General features: G+C 60.9%; 15 protein-coding genes. 8 read left to right on the forward strand and 7 right to left on the reverse strand.

Features of this window, described 5'->3' with window-relative positions; translation table 11 throughout:
* The first annotated feature begins 19 nt into the window (after positions 1–19).
* The 3 genes from ACFFFR_RS09515 to ACFFFR_RS09525 are packed head-to-tail and all read left to right on the forward strand — an operon-like array spanning position 20 to position 5,680.
* Positions 20–1,207 carry an exonuclease SbcCD subunit D gene (locus tag ACFFFR_RS09515; protein WP_377459907.1) on the forward strand — a complete coding sequence of 396 codons (1,188 nt, stop codon included), beginning with the start codon at positions 20–22 and terminating at the stop codon, positions 1,205–1,207.
* 19 nt (positions 1,208–1,226) lie between these two features.
* Positions 1,227–4,370: an AAA family ATPase gene (locus ACFFFR_RS09520; protein WP_377459909.1), complete on the forward strand. Its 3,144-nt coding sequence runs from the start codon at positions 1,227–1,229 to the stop codon at positions 4,368–4,370.
* Positions 4,371–4,372: 2 nt separating this feature from the next.
* Positions 4,373–5,680, forward strand: coding sequence for an MFS transporter (locus ACFFFR_RS09525; RefSeq protein ID WP_377459910.1), 1,308 nt, complete (start codon positions 4,373–4,375; stop codon positions 5,678–5,680).
* On the opposite strand, the gene ACFFFR_RS09530 is transcribed toward ACFFFR_RS09525, so the two are convergent.
* Positions 5,670–6,437 (reverse strand): IclR family transcriptional regulator, encoded by a 768-nt coding sequence (locus ACFFFR_RS09530; protein ID WP_377459912.1) that lies wholly within the window; start codon positions 6,435–6,437, stop codon positions 5,670–5,672. The genes ACFFFR_RS09525 and ACFFFR_RS09530 overlap by 11 nt on opposite strands.
* Before the next feature lie 667 nt (positions 6,438–7,104).
* Between ACFFFR_RS09530 and ACFFFR_RS09535 the strand changes: the two genes are divergently transcribed.
* A complete protein-coding gene (locus ACFFFR_RS09535; protein WP_377459914.1) occupies positions 7,105–8,433 on the forward strand; it encodes an MFS transporter in 1,329 nt (442 codons plus the stop codon).
* 183 nt (positions 8,434–8,616) lie between these two features.
* On the opposite strand, the gene ACFFFR_RS09540 is transcribed toward ACFFFR_RS09535, so the two are convergent.
* Positions 8,617–9,834 carry a cytochrome P450 gene (locus tag ACFFFR_RS09540; protein ID WP_377459916.1) on the reverse strand — a complete coding sequence of 406 codons (1,218 nt, stop codon included), beginning with the start codon at positions 9,832–9,834 and terminating at the stop codon, positions 8,617–8,619.
* 153 nt (positions 9,835–9,987) lie between these two features.
* Here ACFFFR_RS09540 and ACFFFR_RS09545 point away from each other — a divergent pair, with 153 nt between their 5' ends.
* The gene (locus tag ACFFFR_RS09545) at positions 9,988–10,887 is read left to right on the forward strand and encodes a LysR substrate-binding domain-containing protein (RefSeq protein WP_377459917.1); all 900 of its coding nucleotides are present in this window, start codon (positions 9,988–9,990) and stop codon (positions 10,885–10,887) included.
* 165 nt (positions 10,888–11,052) lie between these two features.
* On the opposite strand, the gene hpaD is transcribed toward ACFFFR_RS09545, so the two are convergent.
* The 5 genes from hpaD to ACFFFR_RS09570 form a co-directional block, all read right to left on the reverse strand.
* The gene (hpaD, locus tag ACFFFR_RS09550; protein ID WP_377459919.1) at positions 11,053–12,165 is read right to left on the reverse strand and encodes a 3,4-dihydroxyphenylacetate 2,3-dioxygenase; all 1,113 of its coding nucleotides are present in this window, start codon (positions 12,163–12,165) and stop codon (positions 11,053–11,055) included.
* A 30-nt stretch (positions 12,166–12,195) separates the two neighbouring features.
* On the reverse strand, positions 12,196–13,719 hold the full coding sequence (hpaE, locus tag ACFFFR_RS09555; protein ID WP_377459921.1) for a 5-carboxymethyl-2-hydroxymuconate semialdehyde dehydrogenase: 1,524 nt from the start codon (positions 13,717–13,719) through the stop codon (positions 12,196–12,198).
* 58 nt (positions 13,720–13,777) lie between these two features.
* A complete protein-coding gene (locus tag ACFFFR_RS09560) occupies positions 13,778–14,425 on the reverse strand; it encodes a GntR family transcriptional regulator (RefSeq protein ID WP_377459923.1) in 648 nt (215 codons plus the stop codon).
* A gap of 27 nt (positions 14,426–14,452) precedes the next feature.
* Positions 14,453–15,907, reverse strand: a complete 1,455-nt coding sequence (locus tag ACFFFR_RS09565; RefSeq protein ID WP_377460174.1) for a fumarylacetoacetate hydrolase family protein — start codon at positions 15,905–15,907, stop codon at positions 14,453–14,455.
* A 135-nt stretch (positions 15,908–16,042) separates the two neighbouring features.
* On the reverse strand, positions 16,043–16,876 hold the full coding sequence (locus ACFFFR_RS09570) for an alpha/beta fold hydrolase (RefSeq protein WP_377459924.1): 834 nt from the start codon (positions 16,874–16,876) through the stop codon (positions 16,043–16,045).
* Positions 16,877–17,077: 201 nt separating this feature from the next.
* On the opposite strand from ACFFFR_RS09570, the gene ACFFFR_RS09575 reads away from it, so the two are divergent.
* Genes ACFFFR_RS09575 through ACFFFR_RS09585 form a run of 3 tightly spaced genes read left to right on the forward strand, consistent with a single transcriptional unit; the run spans position 17,078 to position 20,848 of the window.
* Entirely contained in the window at positions 17,078–17,839 is a 762-nt protein-coding gene (locus tag ACFFFR_RS09575) for an NUDIX hydrolase (RefSeq protein WP_377459925.1), read from the forward strand.
* Positions 17,840–17,888: 49 nt separating this feature from the next.
* Positions 17,889–19,181 (forward strand): quinolinate synthase NadA, encoded by a 1,293-nt coding sequence (nadA, locus tag ACFFFR_RS09580; RefSeq protein ID WP_377459927.1) that lies wholly within the window; start codon positions 17,889–17,891, stop codon positions 19,179–19,181.
* A gap of 26 nt (positions 19,182–19,207) precedes the next feature.
* Entirely contained in the window at positions 19,208–20,848 is a 1,641-nt protein-coding gene (locus tag ACFFFR_RS09585) for an L-aspartate oxidase (RefSeq protein WP_377459929.1), read from the forward strand.
* Positions 20,849–20,866 lie beyond the last annotated feature (18 nt).

The following is a 20,866-nucleotide window of genomic DNA, read 5'->3' on the forward strand; positions in this document are numbered from 1 at the left end:
CGGCGGTACGGTAGAAGGTATGCGTATGCTTCACACCGCCGACTGGCATCTGGGTCGGAGTTTTCACAAGGTCGGGATTGATGACGTGCAGCGGGCCGGGCTGCAAGAAATCCTAGATCTGATCGAACGAAAGAACGTGGATGTGCTGGTGGTCTCCGGGGACATCTTTGACCGGGCGATCCCCTCAGCGGCAGCGGTGGCGAACTACAACTGGATGATCGGGGAGCTGGTGGCCCGGGGTGTTCCGGCGATCATGTCTTCCGGTAACCACGATTCGGCCGAGCGCCTGGGGGTGGCCCGAGCCGCGACAGCATTGGGCGGCATCCACCTGTACACGGCACCGGATCAGGTTACGGAGCCGGTCCGGTTCGACATGGCGGGAACTGATGCCCCGCTCTACATCTACGCCGTGCCGTATTTGGACCCGCGGGCCTACGCGACCCTGCTGGGTACGGAGATGTCGCACCAAGCGCTGTTGGAAAAGGTCTCGGCCGATATCGCCGAAGACCTGGCGCAGCGGCGACAGCATGAACCCGGTGCCCAAGCGGTCTGCTTGGCGCATGTCTTTGCGCAAGGGGCCGTGACGACCGAAAGTGAGCGCAGCATCGCGGTCGGCGGCATCGAATCGGTCAGCGCCGACGTGTTCGCCCCCTTCATTTACACGGCGTTGGGGCACCTGCACCGCCCGCAGATCGTCGCGGGGGAACAACACATCCGGTACAGCGGCTCGCTCACCAAGTTCTCCTTCTCCGAGGTCCACAACAACAACCAAGTGGTGCTGGTCGATTTCCACGCAACCGAAAACGGCAGTGTGGCAGTGGAGAAGATCTGGACCGAGCCGCTGAGCGCACAGCTTCCCCTTGCGGTCCTGTCGGGCAGCTTCTCCGAACTCACGGAGCAGACACTCGTGGACCAGTACGCTGAGCACTTCGTTCAATTGACCTTGGTCGACGATGATCCGCCAACCGACGCCTACCGGCAATTGACGGGACTGTACCGGAACGTGCTGGACTTCCGTCGCCAGCGGCTCACTCCACGGGAAGCAGTTAACCGGACCTATCAGGACCAGCTGGCCGAGGTGACCACGGATGAAGAGATCTGTCAGATCTTCTACACGCACGTGACCGGTCGCGACTACGACGAACAGACCCGGGCCAGCTTCAACGACGCGCTCGAGACGGTGCGCGCACAGCTGCAAAACCACTAAGGAAGGACCGAGACACCCTATGCGGATTCACCGCCTGAAATTCTGTTCCATCGGTCCCTACCTCACACCCCAAGACCTAGACTTCGACGAGCTCAGCGCCGCCGGCGTGTTCCTCTTCTCCGGTCCGACCGGCTCCGGGAAATCCACCATCCTAGACGCCATTTGCCTAGCTCTGTACAACCAACCTGTGAAAAAGCGAGGCGACTCGGCAGAAGCCGTCGTCTCCAACAACACTGACCTCAACGCGTTGCCGCCGGAAGTAGAACTGGTCTTCAGCGTGGGGGAGAAGACGTACCACATTCATCGCAGGCTCACCCACAGCGCATACAGCACCCGGGGTAAGCGGCGGCTCGTCAAACGCAACGGCACCGTGAACCTCAGCCGTGTTGACGGTGACACCCTGATCCCATTGGCGAACCGTCAGGATGAGGTCGGGGCCCAGATCCTAGACATCGTGCACCTGAGCCGAGAGCAGTTCACCAAGGTCATGATGCTGCCCCAGGGCGAGTTCGCCGAATTTTTGACCGCCCGCAGCGAGCAACGCCGACCCATCTTGGAGCGGCTCTTCGCCACCGGCCGCTTCCAGCAAGTCACCGATCTGCTGAAGGAACGCGCCGCTGAGGCACGCAAACAGGTCCAAGCGCAGCTTGAAGCGCAAGAGCGTCGCCAAGAACAAGTCTTGGCACACGCCGGCGAAGTCTTGGACTGGAATCAGCCGGAAGTGCCGCTGTCCTTCGATGAAGCCGTGGGCCAGATCCAGGACCTGTGCACGCGGGAACAAGAGACCGTCAACGCAACGATCGCCACGCTCTCCGAAACCGCCCAGGAACTTTCTGAGCGGCAGAACGCGATCAAACGTGACCAAGAAGCGTGGCGTCTGTACCAGAACTATCGGCAGCGCACCGAAGTTCACCAGGCGGGCCAGCAGGAGTATGCAAGCGCGCGCTCGCGACTGCAGGAGCATCGATCCGCCATGGACATCTGGTCAGAGGTGCAACAACGCGAGAACGCAGGCAAAGACCTAGCCGTTGCGCAGCAAAACTCTGACCAGGCCAGAAGTGTCGCAACCGAGCTTTTTGATGAGCCTGCATGGTTGGATGACGACGAGCAAACCCAAGTGCAACGCGAGCGGTTAGAACGCGACAAAGAATCTGTGGCTCAAGCGGTCTCGGCGCGCACCCAAGCCGACGCGATAACGGAACAGCAAGCCACGCTCCAGAAGAACCTTGCTGCCACGAACGAACGACTCGCCAGCAGTGAAGCGCGCGCCACGGAGCTGACGACCGAGCTGGAGAACCTAGAAAAGAGCCTCGAACAGCTCACGGACCAGACTCAGCTGCTGCAACAACTCGCTGACACCGAACACACGCTGCGGCAACTCACGCCCCTACGGACGTCGTTGGTGGCACTGCTCGCCGAACAAGATGAACGCCACCAAGCGATGATCGGTGAGCAGAAAGAGTTCTTGGAGGCTCGGGACAAGCACAGCGGGCTGCTGAGACTTCGTTTCGCACAAGCACGGTTGCTGCTCGCCCAGGAGCTTGTGCCCGATGAGCCCTGCGCGGTCTGTGGCAGCACGGAGCATCCAAACCCGGCTGCCGTGAGCGCCGAGGACGCCGATACTGCGTTAGTCACCATCGAGCAACTCGAATCTGCGCAACATGCCGAGCAGCGCGCCGAAGCAGAGCTAGCACGGGCCACCACGGCGTTGCACGAGGCCGAACGACAGAGCTTGCAAGCCGCTCATGACTTCCGCCACCGACTGCAACAAACCACCGCCGATACCTCTGGTACAGCAACAATCGATCTCACCCAGCTGCAGAAAACCGAAGACCTTGTTGGTGACGACGTCCAAGAGTACATCGAGCAGCGGATCGACGATGTGGCGGAGCAACATCAGGCAGCGCAGCAACGCCAGAATGAGCGCATCGCAGCGCTCGCACGCTGCGAACAGCTTACGGTTGAACGGCAGCAGCTCACGGAACAACAGGCCGCGCTGCGCCAGGAACGGGAAGCACAACTTGCCACCAGCGCTGCCTTAGCTGAACAACTAGAATCATGCGTACACATCACAGCCCCGTGGGAAAACGCGTACGGCTCCGTCCAAGAGGCCAGAGGAACAATCCACCGGCAAGCCGAAGTGATCGCCGACGTGCAGACCGCGGCGACGGCCTTGCAAGCAGCAAAGACCTCCGCGGAGCAGGCTGAAGACGCGCTCGCGGACCGGCTAGCAGAGTCAGACTTTGCGGATGTGGAAGCCGTACGGGCCGCTCGACTCAGCGGGGAAGACCTGACCGCGATTGAGCAGCGAGTAAGAAGCCACGAACAAGAAGCGGCACAACTTGAAGAGCTCGCCAAACAGGAGCTCTGCCAGCACGGGGCGAGCCTGGCAGCTGACGAGGCAGCAGGCGAAGAAGCTGAGTCCGGCACGGGTCAGGACCGCCAAGCACAATGGGCTGAAGAACATACACGCCTGCAGCAGGAACTGGCCCAGACACAAGAACAGATGCGCACCCAGCAAGAGCGAGTCGGAGAACTCAACGGGTTCGCCCGCCAGCTGGCCCAGAGCGTCCAAGACCTGCACCTGCTCAGCTCCGAGCACGAAGAAGCCTTGGCAGCCGTGGTGCATGCCGAACACGTGGCTGCGGTCGCCGATGGTACCGACAACGAGCGCAGGATCTCGCTGCCGATCTACGTACTGGCGGCCAAGCTCGAAAAAGTCGCGATCGAGGCCAGCCGACACTTGTTGACCATGACCGACGGCCGCTACGAGATCCGGTACGACGATGAACGCCGCGGAACCGCCAAGGCCGGGCTCGGGCTGCAAATACTTGACACCTGGAGCGGCCAGGAGAGAGAAACCCAAACCCTCTCCGGTGGCGAGTCATTCATGGCTTCGCTGGCGCTGGCCCTGGGCCTGGCGGATGTGGTGCAACAAGAATCCGGTGGCGTCTCGATGGAAACCCTGTTCATCGACGAGGGCTTCGGGTCACTGGATTCGGCGACACTGGAAGAAGTGATGAAAACGATCCGCAGTCTTTTCGACTATGGTCGAGTAGTTGGGTTGGTCTCTCATGTGGAGGACATGAAGAATGACATTCCAACCCAGATTCGTATTGACGCATCGACTCACGGGTCGAGTGCGACCATCGTGACAGGATAGAAGTGTCGTCAGAGACTGAACTGAATATTTTTCAGCGGTTTGCGCGCCTCCACACGCTCACCAGCGGCTGGTACCTCTGGCTCAGTGGACTGGCCCGCTTACCGATCTCCATGATCAACATCGGGACCCTGACCCTGGTCAGTAGCGTCACCGGTTCCTTCATCTTCGGCGGCATCGCCACCGCGGCAGCCGGTCTCGGAAACGCTATCGGCGGTCCGATCGTCGGTTCGATCGCCGACCGAACTGGTCAGCGGCGGGTCATGAATGTCACGGTGATCCTCAACTTGGTCGCCTTGCTGGGGATGCTGCTGGCCGCCTTCAACTACCCGGAATATTCCGCCTGGTGGATGATCGCGGCTGCCGGACTGGCGGGTCTGAGTACACCCCAGGTGGCGCCGCTCGGCCGTGCCCGCTGGATGGCGGTGGCGGAACTGCAGAACCCCGGTAAGCCTGTCCATCAACGTCGGGACTTGGACACCGCGCTGTCCTTTGAGTCCACGCTGGATGAGCTGGGCTTCGCGCTCGGGCCGGCATTCGTGGGACTGGTCGCCGGTATCTTTAACCCGGCGCTGGCCATTGTCTTCGCGGCCCTCTTCGTGCTGTTCTTCGCCAGTGCCTTCGCCAACCATCCGATTGCTGGCGTAGTGCACAAGTATCAACAGAGTGCACTGGCCGAGCAGCGCAAGAAGCTCCAAGAAAAGCGGGCAGACGAGGCTGTCACCCCGGATCGGTGGTGGACCCAGATCATCTTCCCCGTCGCCGGCATGGTCGGGCAGGGCACGTTCTTTGGTGCAACCGGCGTTGCCGTGCTCGCCTACACCAAGACTCAAGGGCTGGGGGACAGCGGTGGCCTGCTTTACGGTGCCATGGGTCTGGTCAGCGGCTTCACGGCGTTATCGGTGGCGAGCTGGCCGGTGAACTTTACCAACCGTGCGCGTTGGCTCGTCTCAGCCGTGGCCCTGTCAATCCTGACGTGGATCCTCTCCTTCCAAGCCATCTCCCCGCTGTGGGTTGTGGTGCTGTTGCTTCTGCTGCTGGGGCTGCCGGTCGGACCAACCATGGTCACGACCTTTTCGACGGTGAGCGAATACACCCCGCCAACCCGGTTGGCCACGGCCATGACTGTCACCCAGGCCGGGATCGTACTGGGCATCAGCGTGGGCAACGCGGTCGGAGGCCTGCTGGTCCAAGCTGATGGGGCCCGCGGCGGCTTCCTCTTAGCAGCGATCGCCGGCACCCTCATCGTGGTGGCGGCCACCGCGAACTTCTTACAGAAGCGCATCTACCATCACGGCCAGATCAGACGCTGACCCCCAGCTCACGCTCGATTCGCTTGGCCGCTTCTTGGACCCGCGGTCCGAGCAGCTTCTGGACATCATCGTCGGTGAACATCGAGTCCAAGAACACCAGCCCAACGCTGGCCGGATACATATACCCATCTAAGGCGTGCAGGTGAATCGGAGCCGCGACCGAACACACGCCCTCGATGACCTCGTTGCGGCTGACTGCAAACCCCTGATCGGCCGCCTCCCATGCCTCCGGGCGATACGGGTCTTCTTGGTTCATAGCATTCCACTGCTGCTCGGTGATCGCCGACTGAATCGCCAACCCCGGCGCACCCGTGGCAAAACCATGTCTGGTCCCGGAATGTTGAACCAAAGCTGCCGGGGTATCCCGCGGTTCCACCGTGGCCAACGTGATGCAGGAAGCGTGATCCCAGACCACCAGCAGGGCCATGGTGCCGAACTGGTTGGCCAACGCTGACATTTCCGGAACGGCCACCGTCTGTAGATCGTGTTGCACACCGCGGGCCAGTGCCACTAAGCCGATACCCAATTCGTAGAGTCCGTCGTGACCGCGGGAGACCAGCTGGTGGTCTTCGAGTGTCCGCAGCAAGCGGTAGGTGATTGAGCGGTGAAAGCCGGAGGCGGTCGCGAGCTCGTTGATGCTCAACCGCGCGGAGGCATTCGAGAGAATCTCAAGTAATTGCAGGCCGCGCGAGAGCGTCTGTGAATGCTCCGAGGTGTAGAGCGGGCCGAGGTCTTCGAAATGAGTTGAGGGTGTCATCGGCAGCGGCTCCTAGAAGAAAAATGTGCATAGAAAACTCTTGTGAACCCCGCCACGATCAAATAGAGTTGGATCAACGTTCGATAAGAGAATCTACTGTTCTAATATAGAACAAACTGTGACGCTCGTGAACCCTTGGTTGGGAAATCGAGCTAGATATTTTATCGACACCATAAGGAAATACTTCTCTCGCGGCTTGTGAAAGCTCTCGGGTTGGATCCAAGCTATGGCGTCGTTATTCAAACGGTGACGGGTGGATCTATTCCGCGCGGGATAAGGGCACAATGGCTGTTCGCTTCAAGTTGCGCTGAAGTGATGGCTCGCTGGAAGAGCTCGATCTAGTCGATCAAGGCTGGGTCGAGTTTTTCTTGCTCTAAAGTGCATTGTTGAAGAACTTCATGATTCCTCGACTGACGCTTAGTGTCGCTGAGACGCGAACCGCAGAATCGCCGGGGTTAGTGACGTTTTTTCTCTGGCGCTTGGAAAATGATGATGAATTTTGTGGTCACAGTCAAAAAAGTGTTGTAAGCTGAATCACGAACACTAACTGAACGGACGGTCAGTAAGGGGATTGGCCTTCAGTTGGTTCAACTTTTTTTAAAAGACTTCTCACGAGCACCGGCTCTGAGGGGATAGGGTCTTAGACCCTAAAAAATTGGGAGACAAAATGACAACGACTGTGCATGCGATGCCAGACGCACAGCGGCGAAAGGAAGAGCGCCGCGTTCTCGCCGGTACCATGATCGGTACAACGATCGAATGGTACGACTTCTTCATCTACGCCCAGGCCGCTGGTCTGGTCTTGGGCCCACTGTTCTTCGCACCAGTGGCCGAAGCAAACCCGGGCATGGAACTGGTGATTTCCTTCGCCACCATCGGTGTGAGCTTCTTGTTCCGCCCGTTGGGCGCCATCATCGTAGGCCGCCTTGGTGACAAGGTCGGACGTAAACGAATGCTGGTGTGGACCCTGATCTTGATGGGTGTGGCAACCGCACTCATCGGTCTGCTGCCAACCTACGAGCAGGCTGGCGTGATCGCCGTAATCCTGTTGGTTCTGCTGCGTATTGCGCAGGGCTTCTCCGCTGGTGGTGAATGGGGTGGCGCCGTGCTGATGAGCGTCGAGCACGCTCCAGATCACAAGCGCGGTCACTTCGGTGCTTTCCCGCAGATCGGTGTTCCTGCCGGTATGATCTTGGCTTCGGCCGTCCTGTGGTTCGTCCGTACCAGCATGAGCCAGGAAGACTTCATGGACTACGGCTGGCGTATTCCGTTCCTGCTGTCCATCGTGTTGATCGTCGTTGGTATCTTCATCCGCCGTGCGACTGAAGAGTCCCCGGTCTTCGTTGAGATGCAGGAGCGCGCCAAGGAAGCTTCCGCTCCACTGGGCCAGCTGTTCCGCAACCACTGGCGCGACATCATCAAGGCTGCTCTGACCTTCTCCGGCAACAACGCCGCCGGCTACCTGGTGATTGCCTTCTTCTCCTCCTACGCCGTCAACAGCTTGAGCATGGACCCAGCCGGTGTCGTGCTCTCGCTGACGATCGCCGCGTTCGGTTGGTTGCTCTTCACCATGATCGGTGGCTCCTTCTCCGACAAGATCGGCCGCGTGCGGATGCACCAGATTGGTTACATCCTGTTGGCCGCCGCCATCATCCCGGTCTTCCTGCTGATTGACCACGCAGGTGCTATCGGTTCCATCCTGCTGTTCGGTGCAGCACTGTGGATCATGATGCCAGGTCAGGGTCTGTGCTACGGCCCAACCTCCGCTATGTACGCCGAGATGTTCCCAGCGAATATCCGCTACTCCGGTGTTGCGATCTCCTACGCTATCGGCTCCATCGTCGGCGGTGCTTTCGCCCCGATGATCGCCCAGGCGCTGTTGAACGCTACCAAGACGACCATGTCGATCGGTATCTACATCATCGTCATCTCACTCGTTTCCTTCATCGCGGTCTCCCTGATCAAGGAAACTAAGAACAACGACCTAGGTGTCTAACACTTAGTTACGTGTTCTGAAACGGACAAGCCCCAGCATTTCGATGCTGGGGCTTGTTTGTGCCCAAAAACTTGACGCTATTACGGGCAACGAAAAGCCCCACATCTGCCACCGACATTTTTCAGTTCCACCATGTGCCGATAGCAGATGTGGGGCTGTGCCCATGGGGAGATCAAGGGGCTTTTATTCGGCGTCCCATATCACCGGCAAGGAAAGCATGCCGCGGAACACCCAGCCGCCAGCAGTGGCGGGCCGTTCAGGATCCAACCGCAGGTTCTTAAAGCGGCGGAAAACTTCAGGGAAAGCAAGATCGGCCAGCTGGGAGCGAGCTACCCAGACGCCGGCGCAGGCGTGCACGCCCGTGCCGAAAGCTAGGTGTTGGCGTTTGGGGCCGATCTGGAATTCTTCCGGGTTCTCAAAGTGGGCCGGGTCCCGGTTTGCGGCACCCACGCACAACCCGAGCTTGGCCTTGGCAGGCAGGGTTACCCCGCCGATCTCGACTTCGCGGGTGGTCTGGCGGGAGTACATCCCGATCGGGGCGACCCAGCGGACCGATTCGTCGAAGGCGTCGCGCCAGTCGTATTCGCCGGAGGCGACCTTGGCGTATTCGTGCGGTCGTTCCAGTAGCGCCCACACGGTGGTGCCGAAGGCATCGCGTGGCTCGTTGTAGCCGCCACCGATGCTCATTTTCAGGTTCGCCCGGATGGACTCGATCGGCATCCCGTACTGCAGCAGCCCGGAGAGCAGCGAGTGGTTCGGCTCCTCGGTGAGCTTGGGGATGAGTTCCTCGATAGCGGCGTCGACCTCGTCGTAGGCCTTCTTGCCGCGGGCCCAAACTTCCGGGTCGTCGGCGTAGTTGCCGGTGGCATCGATCATGTCTTGGCTCCACCGGGCCAGGTCTTGCCAGCTGGCGTTTTCAAAGCCAAGCACGTCGACAAGGTTCTGGGCGGCATACGGTGAGCCGAAGTCTTTGTGGATGTCGCCGCGGAAAGAGTCCCCTTCGCGGACTGCCTTGGCCTCGAACTCGGAGAGGAAGTGCTCGAGGTTCTTCTCGAAAATGGCGGCCCAATGCTTCTTGACGCCGCGTGGACCGAGGGCAGGGGTGAACGGTTTGCGTTCGTACGCGTGCTCCGGGTCATCCTTGCGCAGCATGGAGTGGCCCATGGCCTTTTTCTGCAGTGATTGCTCTTCGTTCGCGGTAAAGGTGTCCGCGTCGTGGTCAATCCGGTCGATCTCGTCGAAGCCAATGACTAGGTACCGGTTGACGGCCGGAACCCAGTGGATGGGGCCTTGCTCGCGCATCCGCTGGAAAATCGGGTACGGGTTTCGGTAGAGATCTTCAATGGTTACCCAGTCGGCGACGGGAGGGGCCGGAGCTGGGGCAGTGGTCGATGAGGTCATGGTGGTTGTTGGTCCGGTCGGGGGTAAGGGGTACGTGCTCGGAGGGGATTGGGAGAACCCCTCCTGTGATGATTGTCTCAAGAACATCTAGTCAAATAAAAGCGTATATATTTGAATAACATTTACGGTTTTAGTTCACTTTGGGGGGCGGGGATGTTCACCTTCACGTTGCGCCAGATCGAGATCTTCGTAACGGTCGCTCAGGCGGGCACTTTTGCGGCTGCCGCGCAGCGACTGCACATGTCCGTCTCAGCCCTCACGGCGGCCACCACCGAGCTGGAAAAAGCGGTGGGGGAAGAGCTGCTGATCCGGCGCAAAGCCCGGGGCGTGGAGCTGACTGCGGCCGGACGGAGGTTTCTGCCGCACGCCCAAGATTTGCTCAGCCAGGCGGAGATCCTCTCCGGGGCCGGAGACGAGGAGCCGATCTCCGGGCAATTGGTCTTAGGCTGTTACACCCCGATTGCTTCGGCGCTGATCCCGGAGGTCATCACCCGGTTGACACAGCAGTACCCGCAGCTGTCGGTAAACTTCACGGCGACCGACCAGCACCGGTTGGTGGACATGTTGGTCTCCGGTGAGGCGGACATCGCCTTGATGTATCAGCAGTTCTGGCCGATCGAGTTGACGAGCCGTCCGGTCTCAGCTCGCCGCCCCTATGTGTTGGTGCCTGCAGACCATCCGTGGGCGGCGCGTGGGACTGTCACAGTGCAGGAGCTGTCGGGGGAGAACCTGATCATGATGGACGTGCACCCCTCACGTGTGCACACCTTGGCCCTGTTCGAAGGGATGAACCTGCCTCCGAAGATCCGTTGGGTCAGCCAAGACTTCGAGTTGACTCGCGCACTGGTGGGCCGGGGCATGGGCGTTGCGGTGTTGCTGCAGCGGCACGCCTCGGACACGACCATGGATGGGCACAATGTGGCGCGGGTGGAAGTCACTCCGGCTCCGGCGCCGGTGGCGGTCCATGCGGTGTGGCGTAAACGTAACCGGTTGCCGCATCAATTGCAGGCCCTGATCGATGTCATGAAAGATGCCCAAGGGCTCGGGACTTAAGATTTTGGTGTTAAAGCCAGTTGGGCCGCACCCCCAAAAAAGAGGGGATGCGGCCCAACTGTGTTCAGCACGCCAACACGGGCGTGCACGAAGTTAACTCATCTGTGTTAACTTTGTGCAGCTGGCAACCTCGCTAGCGCTACGAGGTTGGTGCTGGTTGCGGTCTTACAGGGAGTTACCCAGTTTGAAGCCCTTGGAGGCTTCGCCCTTGTAGCTGCCTTCGTCGTCGCCTTCGCGAGTGTAGGAGAAGCCGTCGGCGCCGATGGTGACGTCCATTTCCGACTTGTCTTCGCGCTTGACCAGTTCCTTGACGTTGCCGTCCAGGTCCAGCACGCGGGAGGCGTTGGTGTACCAGGATGGGACAACCGGGTTGCCCCACCAGTCGCGGCGCTGGTTGTCGTGCACGTCCCAGGTGACGGTCGGGTTATCCGGGTCACCGGTGTAGTAGTCCTGGGTGTAGATCTCGATGCGGTGTCCGTCCGGATCCAGGATGTACAGGTAGAACGCGTTGGAGACGCCGTGGCGGCCTGGGCCGCGTTCGATGCGGTCGGAGATGCGCAGGGCACCCATCTTGTCGCAGATGTACAGGATGTTGTGCTTCTCGTGCGTGGCGAACGCGATGTGGTGCATGCGTGGGCCGTCGCCACCGGTCAGCGCGGTGTCGTGCACGGTCGGTTTGCGGGCAACCCAGGCGGCGTAGGTGACGTCGTCGGAGTCTTTGATGTCTTCGGTGACGCGGAAGCCGAGGTCTTCGAAGTACTTGCGGCCGCGTGGCACATCCGGGGTGACCTGGTTGAAGTGATCTAGGCGGACTAGGGCGCCGGCGCCGTAGAGCTCGTAGTTCCAGGCCAGGCGGTCGACGTGTTCGACTTCGTAGAAGAACTCGTATGGGAAGCCCAGTGGGTCTTCCACGCGCAGGGAGTCACCGATGCCGCGGACGAAGCCGTCTTTGTTGCGTTCGGTGCGGCAACCCAGTTCCTTGTAGTAGGCCTCGGCCCGGTCCACGTCCTCGGGGGAGCGGACGCGGTAGGAGAAGGCGGCCACGGCGGCCTCTGGGCCCTTGCGCAGCACCAGGTTGTGGTGGATGAACTCTTCCAGGGTGCGCAGGTAGATGGCGTTTTCGTCTTCGTAGGTGACGACCAAGCCCAGCACGTCCACGTAGAATTCGCGGGACTTCGCCAGGTCGGTGACCACGATTTCCATGTACGCGCAGCGCAGGATGTCCGGGGCTGGTACCGATGGTTTCGGGATGGGGTTCACGGTCTGTGGGTTAGTCATGATTGATCCTCGTTGTGTGTTGCGAAGGGCTTAGCAGCCGGCGGTTGGGTCGCCGAAGGTTGGGGTGTGGATGTCACCGATGGTGATGTGGACGGCCTGCTGATCGGTGTAGAAGTCGATCGAGCGGTAGCCACCCTCGTGACCCAGGCCGGAGGCCTTGACGCCACCGAATGGGGAGCGCAGGTCACGGACGTTGTGGGAGTTCAGCCAGACCATGCCGGCTTCGATGTTCTGCGCGAAGTTGTGGGCGCGCTTCAGATCGTTGGTCCACACGTAGGCGGCCAGACCGTAGCGGGTGTTGTTGGCCAGTTCTAGGGCTTCTTCGTCGGTGTCGAATGGGGTGATCGCTACGACTGGGCCGAAGATTTCTTCCTGGAAGATGCGGGCATCTGGAGCCACGTCGGCGAAGACGGTTGGGGCCACGTAGGAGCCGTTTTCCTGACCTTCTGGCAGGTTCTCTGGGCGGCCACCGCCGGCCAGCAGCTTGCCTTCGGACTTGCCGATTTCCACGTAGGACATGACCTTCTCGTAGTGCTCTGGGTGCACCAGGGCGCCGACCTGGGTTTCTGGGTCGTGCGGGTCGCCGACCTTGATGGTCTTGGCGCGGGCCGCGTAGACCTCGCAGAAGCGGTCGTAGATGCCGCGCTGGACCAGGATGCGGGAGCCGGCGGTGCAGCGTTCACCGTTGAGGGAGAACACACCGAACAGGGTGGAGTCGATGGCAGCGTCGAAGTCGGCGTCGTCGAAGACGATGGCCGGGGACTTGCCACCCAGCTCCATGGACATGCCCTTGAGGTTCTCGGCGCAGTTACCGAAGATGATCTGGCCGGTCTTGGATTCACCGGTGAAGGAGATCAGGGGCACATCTGGGTGCTTGACCAGGGAGTCACCGGCGGACTCGCCGTAGCCGTTGACCATGTTGAACACGCCGGTAGGCAGTCCGGCTTCTTCGAAGATGCCAGCCCACAGGGAGGCCGAGAGCGGGGTGAACTCGGCTGGCTTGAGCACCACGGTACAACCGGAGGCGATGGCTGGGGCCAGCTTCCAAGATTCGAGCATGAACGGGGTGTTCCACGGGGTGATCAGACCGGCAACGCCGATGGGCTTGCGGTTGACGTAGTTCATCTGCACGCCCGGGACCTTGAAGGCGTTGTCGTGCTGGGCGACGATCAGGTCGGCGAAGAAGCGGAAGTTCTCCGCGGCACGCTGGGCCTGGCCGCGGGCCTGGGTGATCGGCAGACCGGTGTCGAAGGTCTCCATTTCGGCCAAGCGGTCTTCACGTTCGACGACCAGTTCGGCGATCTTGTAGAGCACTTGGGCGCGCTCGCGTGGCTTCATCTTGGGCCATGGGCCGTTGTCGAAGGCTTCCTTGGCGGCGGCGACGGCGGCGTCAATGTCGGCCTTCTGGCCGGAGGCTGCGGTGCAGTAGGTTTCGTTGGTCACCGGGTCGAGAACATCGAAGGTCTCGCCGCCGATGGAGTCAACGAATTCCCCACCGATGTAGTGCTGCAGGTGGGATGGCAGATCGTTCGGGACGAAATGTTTGGTTGACATGTTTGTCCTTTCCAAAGGGGTTGAAATCTTGTGTTGTGGTCGTACAGAAGGATGGTGGTTACTTGTGACCGGACCGGTGGGCCAGGTAGGCCTCGAGGGTGCGGTAGCGGTGGGCGCGTGCGGCTTCCTCCACGGTGGCGAAGTCGGCCCCGGATTCAATCAAGGCCAGAATCGCTTCATGTTCATCCACTGATTCGGCGGCCCGGCCCGGCACGTAGGCGAAGGTCGAGGAGCGTAAGGCCCCTAGCCGGGCCCACCCGCGCTGGACCAGGTCCAGGATGTGCGGGTTGGGGCAGTAGGTGAACAGCACCGAGTGGAAATCTCTATTGAGTTGGGTGAACTGGACCGGGTCGAAGTGGGTGAGGCATTCGCGCATCTGCTCGTTGATCGCCCGAGCTTTGGCGATGTCCTCTGCCGGCACCAGCGGCGCGCAGAGCGCGGTCGCGTAGCCTTCGACCAAGGCCAAGGTTTCCATGGTGTATTGGTACACGGTGGGGTCGATGCCGACGACCGTTGCACCCACGTTCCGTTCGTAGGCGACCAGCTCTTCTGATTGCAGGCGGCGGATCGCTTCTCGAACGGGGACCACGGACATGTCCAGTTCAGCGGCGATGCTGGAGAGGACCAGCCGGTAGCCGGGGCCGTAGTCGCCGGAGGAGATGCGCTCCAAGATGGCGTCGTAGGCCCGATCTGATTTGCTGGACATGCGTGGTTGTACCATGGCTGTGTTCACTTACGGCTGGGGGTCGACCCGTGGGTTTTCTTGGGCCCACTGGCGGTACTTCTCGCGCCAGGCGGCGTTCATCGGGTAGAGCCCGTCGACGGACTCGCCGGTGCCGACCATGGCGAAGATGAACTCTTCTTCGTGCTCCTGCTGCAGGCATTCCTCGGCCAGTTCCTCGGCGATTGCCGGTGGGATGACTAGGGCGCCGTCCTCGTCGGCGACGATGATGTCACCTGGCTGGACGGTGGTGCCACCGCAGGCGACGGTCACGTCGGTGTCCCATGGGACGTGGCGGCGGCCCAGCACCGCTGGGTGCGGGTTCTGGAAGAAGGTTGGGATCTCCAGGTCTGCCACGGCGGTGAAGTCGCGGACGCCACCGTCGGTGATGATGGCGGCTGCGCCACGGACCTGGGCGCGGTAGGCCAGGATGTCACCGACGGTACCGGTGCCCTTTTCGCCGCGGGCTTCCATGACGAGGATTTCGCCTTCGTTCACGGAGTCAATGGCGCGCTTCTGGGCGTTGAAACCGCCGCCGTAGGCCTTGAACAGGTCTTCGCGGTTCGGTACGTAGCGCAGGGTGCGTGCGGTACCGACGATCTTGACGCCTTCCTTGGTGCAACGCAGTCCATCAATGGAGACGTTGTTCAGGCCACGCTTACGCATATTGGCCGAAAGGGTAGCGGTGGCCAGACCGGCCAGTTTGGCCTTCAACTCAGGGGTCAGGACCGGCTTTGGCAGGTCTTCGGCCGGGCGGCGGGAGCCCCAGGCCTCGGCGCGCTGCAGTTCGTCGGCGGCAGGCTGCGCGGAGTAGGAGGGCAGCTCGACGGTGCCTTCGGTGATGGTGGTGCTCAGCTTACCGGTGGACTGGGTCTCATCGGCGGTGGTGACCTCGACCGAGACGGTGTCGCCCGGGAAGCAGACCGAAGCACCAGCCGGGGTGCCGGTGAGGATCATGTCGCCCGGTTCCAGGGTCAGCAGCTGGGAGAGGTCGGAGACCAGCACATCGAACGGGAAGAGCAGGTCGGCGGTGGTGTCGTCTTGGACCAGCTCGTCGTTCAGCCAGGTGCGGATGCGCAGGGCGTTCGGGTCGATCTCGCTGGCTTTCAGCAGGCCGGGGCCGACTGGGGTGAAGCCGTCGCCGCCCTTGGAGCGGACGTTGGCGCCCTTGTCGGCGGTGCGCAGGTCGTAGACACCCAAGTCGTTGGAGGCGGTCACATAGGCGACGTGATCCCACGCTTCTTCGCGGGAGACGCGACGGGCGGTCTTGCCGATGATGATCGCGATCTCGCCCTCGTAGGCCATCAGTTCGGTACCGGCAGGACGTTCGGCGGTGCCGCCGGAGAAGGCCAGTGAGGTGCGTGGCTTGATGAAGTATCCGGGGGCTTTAGGGGAGCGGCCGCGTTCTGCGGTGCGAGATGGGTAGTTCAAGTGCAGGGCAAGGATCTTGCCGGTCTTGGCCGCCATCTCTGGGGTGAACTGGTTGTCGTCGAACACGTACGAGCCACATCCTTAGATCTTGATCTTGTATGAAATCGTATATGATCCAGTTTGTTACAGAATTCACGTCAGGTCAAGGACTCGGCGCAGATTTTTTGCCAGTTATTTTTGGCGGCCATCGTGCCGGCGGAAGAACTCGATGATTTTGTCCTTGAAGAGGCGCGAGCTGGTGACATTGATATGGTCTCGTCCCGGCACCCAGTGGAACTCATTCGGGTGGCCATTGGCGGCGGCGATCTCAATCATGACCGGTGAGTCCTGGGCGATCTGATCTTTTTCTCCCGTGACGGCCACGATCGGTACGTCGGGGACGTCCGTCTCCGGATCGTACGGCCACCGCTGCGCCGCCCGGATCAACTTCAAGCGAGCTGCGAGCTTGCTCGGATCCGTCTCAGCGATCGTCATCAACGACTTGGTGAGCGGATCGGTGATCGGCGACTGATCTTCCAAGTAAGCATCAACCTGGTCTAGTCGCATCATGGCCAGTCGGTCTTTCGGGCTCGTGCCACCCAAGCCTAGGGAGACGACTCTCTCGGGGTGCTCCACGCAGTACTGCCAGCCCAGACGGGAGCCGAAAGAGTAGCCCAGAATGTGCACCTTGTTGGCACCGACCGTGGTGATCAGTTGGTTGATGTAGCCAATGAGCGCGTGCCGGTTATACGGCTCAAGGTCCTCCGGGGTGCCGGAGTCGCCGTGGCCGGGCAAGTCAAAGGCTAGGACCGAATGGCCGGCTTCCAGCAGCGGGTTGATCCAGCCAGTCATGACCCAGTTCATGGCTGATGAGGTTGCAAAGCCGTGCAGCAGCAGGACTGGATGCTTGGTTGGTTCCGGCGCAACCCAATGAAACGCCGCGACCCGGTGGGAGAGTCGAAATTTTTTGGCCGCAACGATCGGGGTTGGAGCAAGGTTCGGTTTTGGAGAGGTAGAAGGCTGCACGATTCTTAGCCTAACCGGATTTGGTCTCCAGTGGCAGGGGAGGGTGTCGGCAGAATCGGCGTGCCACGAAGCGACACGATTTTTTAGCCCTTATGGGAATAGTGGTAGTGTTTCACTAGTTCTAGTCACTAAGACAATAACTAGTTGGTGAACACCAGCTGAACCAGAGTTGCGGATCCAAGCAGAGAGGCAGGTGCACACGTGAGCTTTGAAACTCAAGCCCGTTCATTGCCGCGGCAGGCCAGTCGCCCGGTGAGCTACGTGCCCGCCGCTAATGTGTCCGAGCGCGCCCGACTCTCCCCGCAGATCCAAGTCTCGACCGTCATTTTCGGTCTGTATAACAACAAGGATCTGTGGATCCCGCTGGTCAAACGGATTCGCGCCCCCTACTTGGGGCAGTGGGCTCTGCCCGGCGGACCACTAACGGCTGCGGAAACCATGACCGATGTTGCCTATCGATCCCTGAAGGCCACCACCGATCTGGCCCCGGCTTATCTGGAGCAGCTCTACGCGTTTGGTGGGCTGGGTCAGCAACAAGCACCGCGGACCGTATCAATCGCCTATTGGGCGATCCTGCCGGCGGATGAAATCAATCAGGATGCGCATGAGAACGTGCGCTGGTTCCGCGCCGACGAGATCGCCGAACTGGATTTGGCCTTCGACCACAACACGGTGATCGAGTACGCCCTGTGGCGGCTGCGCAACAAGGTTGAATACTCCTCGATCGGCTACGACGTACTGGGTGAAAAGTTCACGATTGCCCAGTTGCGTGAAGTGTACGAGGCCATCTTGGGCAAGCCCATTGACCCGGGGAACTTCTCCCGTCAGGTCCGCGCCAACCCGGATCTAGAAGCAACTGAAGAATTTCTCACCGGCGGCAAGCACCGCCCGCCCCGGTTGTACCGGTACACGGGCGCGGCTGACCGCCGAAACAACGGACCCTTGTCTGGGTTCGACCAATAGACCTGCAGCCGAAGGCACATGTGCCGTATGGAAAATAAAGGAAGCGCTGATGACTGCTGAAACTAAAACCAGTGTGAAGAACCTGATCAACCTGTTGGCCCCCACCCAGCGGGACACCCAAACCTGTAACTCGCAGTTGCAGAAGGACCCGTGGGCGTTCGACGCAACCTTAGGCTACGGTCCGGGTGCCTCTGACACCGACACCATCCCGCTCTCCGCGCCGCGCCAGGGACCGCTGCCACAGCTGTACCGGGAACTCAGCGATGAGCAGCTGCACGAGAGGATCCAGCAGGCCAAGGCTACCCTCGGGGAAGACCTGGTCATCTTGGGGCACTTCTACCAGCGGGATGAGATCGTTAAGCACGCTGACTTCATTGGCGATTCCTTCCAGCTCGCCAATGCGGCTCTGACCCGTGAGTCCGCCAAACACATTGTGTTCTGCGGTGTGCACTTCATGGCTGAAACCGCCGACATTCTTTCCACGGATGACCAATCGGTGATTCTGCCGAACCTTGCCGCCGGGTGTTCCATGGCAGACATGGCAGACCTGCCTTCAGTAGAGGCCTGCTGGGAGCAGCTCATGGAGGTCTACGCTGATGAGCAAGACGGGGAGAAGGCCCCGGTTATTCCAGTGACCTACATGAACTCTTCGGCCGCGCTGAAGGCGTTCTGCGGCCGCAACGGAGGCATTGTTTGCACCTCCTCCAACGCGGCAACCGTACTGGAGTGGGCTTTCGAACGGGGCCAGCGGGTCCTGTTCTTCCCGGACCAACACCTGGGTCGAAACATCGCCAAGGCCATGGGGATCAGCGAAGAGCAGATGCCACTGTGGTGGTCGAAGAAACCACTGGGCGGCAACAGCGAAGCAGAACTCAAAGACGCCAAGGTGATTTTGTGGAACGGGTTCTGCTCGGTCCACAAACGCTTCACCACCGCCCAGATTGCCCAGGCCCGCGAAGACTACAAGGACCAGAATCTGCGCGTGATTGTGCACCCGGAATGCCCAGCACCGGTCGTGGAAGCAGCCGATGAGTCCGGCTCCACCGATTACATCCGCCGCGCGATTGAAGACGCCACGGAACCGACCGTCTTTGCGATCGGCACCGAAATCAATATGGTGAACAGGTTGGCCGCGGAAACCCCGCAGCACACCATCTTCTGCTTGGACCCGGTGATCTGCCCGTGCTCGACCATGTACAGGATCCACCCGGGCTACCTAGCCTGGGTGCTGGATGAACTGGTCGAAGGCCGGGTTGTGAACCAGATTCAGGTTCCCGCCGAAGACCAAGAACACGCCAAGATCGCACTCGAGCGCATGTTGGCCGCCAAACCACGGAACTAACCGTCCCAACCACCTAGGGGAACCCGATGCAGACAGCCGGGAAAAACACAGGTTGCAAGCGCGCACTGATCATCATCGGTTCGGGCATCGCCGGCAGCTACGCGGCGCTGCTTGCCGTTGAAGCGGGCCACCACGTCACCCTGATCACCAAGGGGGAACTGGGATACTCCAACTCCCAGTTCGCCCAAGGTGGTATCACCGCCGTCACCACAGACTCCATGCAACGCGGGGATGGTGTTGCTGCCCATATTGACGACACCATGATGGCCGGCGCCCAGCGCAATGACCCTGCAGCGGTCCGTAAGCTGGTTACGGAGGCGGCCGGGCACATCCACACGCTGGCACGGATGGGCGTGGAATTCGATCGAGACGCAGAAACCGGAGCACTGGATCTAGGCCTTGAGGGCGCTCACTCTTTCCCGCGCATTCTGCACGTCGGTCAAGACTCCACCGGCGCAGGAATCATGGCCGCGCTCACGGCCCGGGTGCGCGCAGCCATAAAAACCGGTGCGCTAGTCCTGCACGAAAAGACCACCGTGACCGACTTGTTGCGTGACAACGATGCCATCTGCGGAGTCCGCGTCCGACAAGACGGAACAATGCAGGAACTGCCCGCTGACGCAGTGTTGATCACCACCGGTGGACTCGGGGACCTGTACCTGCACACCACGAACCCGGCTGGAGCCAGCGGTGACGGGGTGTGGTTAGCGTGGCAGGCGGGTGCAGCCCTGAAGGATCTGGAGTTCATCCAGTTCCACCCGACCCTGGTTGAGGGCACCGGTTTCATGGTGTCTGAAGCCCTCCGGGGTGAAGGCGCGGTGTTGCGCAATCAGCGCGGCGAACGATTCATGACCGACGTCCACCCGCTGGCCGAGCTGGCACCACGAGATGTGGTCTCCCGAGCCATTCACGAGCAGAAACAGCGCAGTGGCGGCAACGTCTACTTGGATGCCACCGGGTTGGAGAAACGGCACGGACGCGGCTTTGTGGCCAAGCGTTTCCCCATGATCTCCAAGACCCTAAAGTCCCACGGCTACGATCTGGCCACTACACCGATCCCGGTGACTCCGGCCCAGCACTACTGGATGGGCGGGGTCTACACGGACACTGACGCCAAGACCACGGTGCCCGGGCTCTACGCGGCCGGAGAAAGCGCCTGTACGTCGGTGCATGGTGCCAACCGGCTGGCATCGAACTCGCTGCTGGAAGGCGTCGTATTCGCCGCCGCGGCCATCAGTGCCATCAGCGCTGACACATGGCAGCAACCGGCGATTCTTCCCGCCCACACCATCTCCGAGGGACTGCTGCTTCCAGAAACCGTGATCGGCGAGACCGCCCCGGCGCTCATCAGCGACCCCTCCGAGGCGTTGCGGCTAGAAACATTGTTGGCCCCGATCCAAGCCATCGCTGATGAACACGTCGGGGTCGTCCGGGACGCGGCGGGACTAGAAAAGGCCGAAAATGCTTTCGCGCTGCACGCTTCCGCAAATGGCCACCACCTGGCCGGGCTGGGTGCCTTGATCGCCTACGCGGCACGACTGCGCACCGAGAGCATTGGTGCCCACTACCGTGCCGACTACCCGCACACCGAAACTGATCACCGGATGACCACCGTGCTGCAAAACGCCCGCTGCCGTCAGCAACAGCTAGCCACAACGAGCGCCTAGCGGACCTCGCACAACGGA

Origin of the sequence: Micrococcoides hystricis, from assembly GCF_042434215.1 — a bacterium.
Classification (GTDB): domain Bacteria; phylum Actinomycetota; class Actinomycetes; order Actinomycetales; family Micrococcaceae; genus Micrococcoides; species Micrococcoides hystricis.

Bases quoted from the DNA above. Each gene is read 5' to 3' on its own strand.
- ACFFFR_RS09530 (WP_377459912.1), bottom strand. From the start codon at position 6,437: ATGACACCCTCAACTCATTTCGAAGACCTCGGCCCGCTCTACACCTCG.
- ACFFFR_RS09585 (WP_377459929.1), top strand. From the start codon at position 19,208: ATGCAGACAGCCGGGAAAAACACAGGTTGCAAGCGCGCACTGATCATC.
- hpaE (WP_377459921.1), bottom strand. From the start codon at position 13,719: ATGTCAACCAAACATTTCGTCCCGAACGATCTGCCATCCCACCTGCAG.
- ACFFFR_RS09520 (WP_377459909.1), top strand. From the start codon at position 1,227: ATGCGGATTCACCGCCTGAAATTCTGTTCCATCGGTCCCTACCTCACA.
- ACFFFR_RS09535 (WP_377459914.1), top strand. From the start codon at position 7,105: ATGACAACGACTGTGCATGCGATGCCAGACGCACAGCGGCGAAAGGAA.
- ACFFFR_RS09540 (WP_377459916.1), bottom strand. From the start codon at position 9,834: ATGACCTCATCGACCACTGCCCCAGCTCCGGCCCCTCCCGTCGCCGAC.
- ACFFFR_RS09515 (WP_377459907.1), top strand. From the start codon at position 20: ATGCGTATGCTTCACACCGCCGACTGGCATCTGGGTCGGAGTTTTCAC.
- ACFFFR_RS09560 (WP_377459923.1), bottom strand. From the start codon at position 14,425: ATGTCCAGCAAATCAGATCGGGCCTACGACGCCATCTTGGAGCGCATC.
- nadA (WP_377459927.1), top strand. From the start codon at position 17,889: ATGACTGCTGAAACTAAAACCAGTGTGAAGAACCTGATCAACCTGTTG.
- ACFFFR_RS09545 (WP_377459917.1), top strand. From the start codon at position 9,988: ATGTTCACCTTCACGTTGCGCCAGATCGAGATCTTCGTAACGGTCGCT.
- ACFFFR_RS09565 (WP_377460174.1), bottom strand. From the start codon at position 15,907: ATGGCGGCCAAGACCGGCAAGATCCTTGCCCTGCACTTGAACTACCCA.
- hpaD (WP_377459919.1), bottom strand. From the start codon at position 12,165: ATGACTAACCCACAGACCGTGAACCCCATCCCGAAACCATCGGTACCA.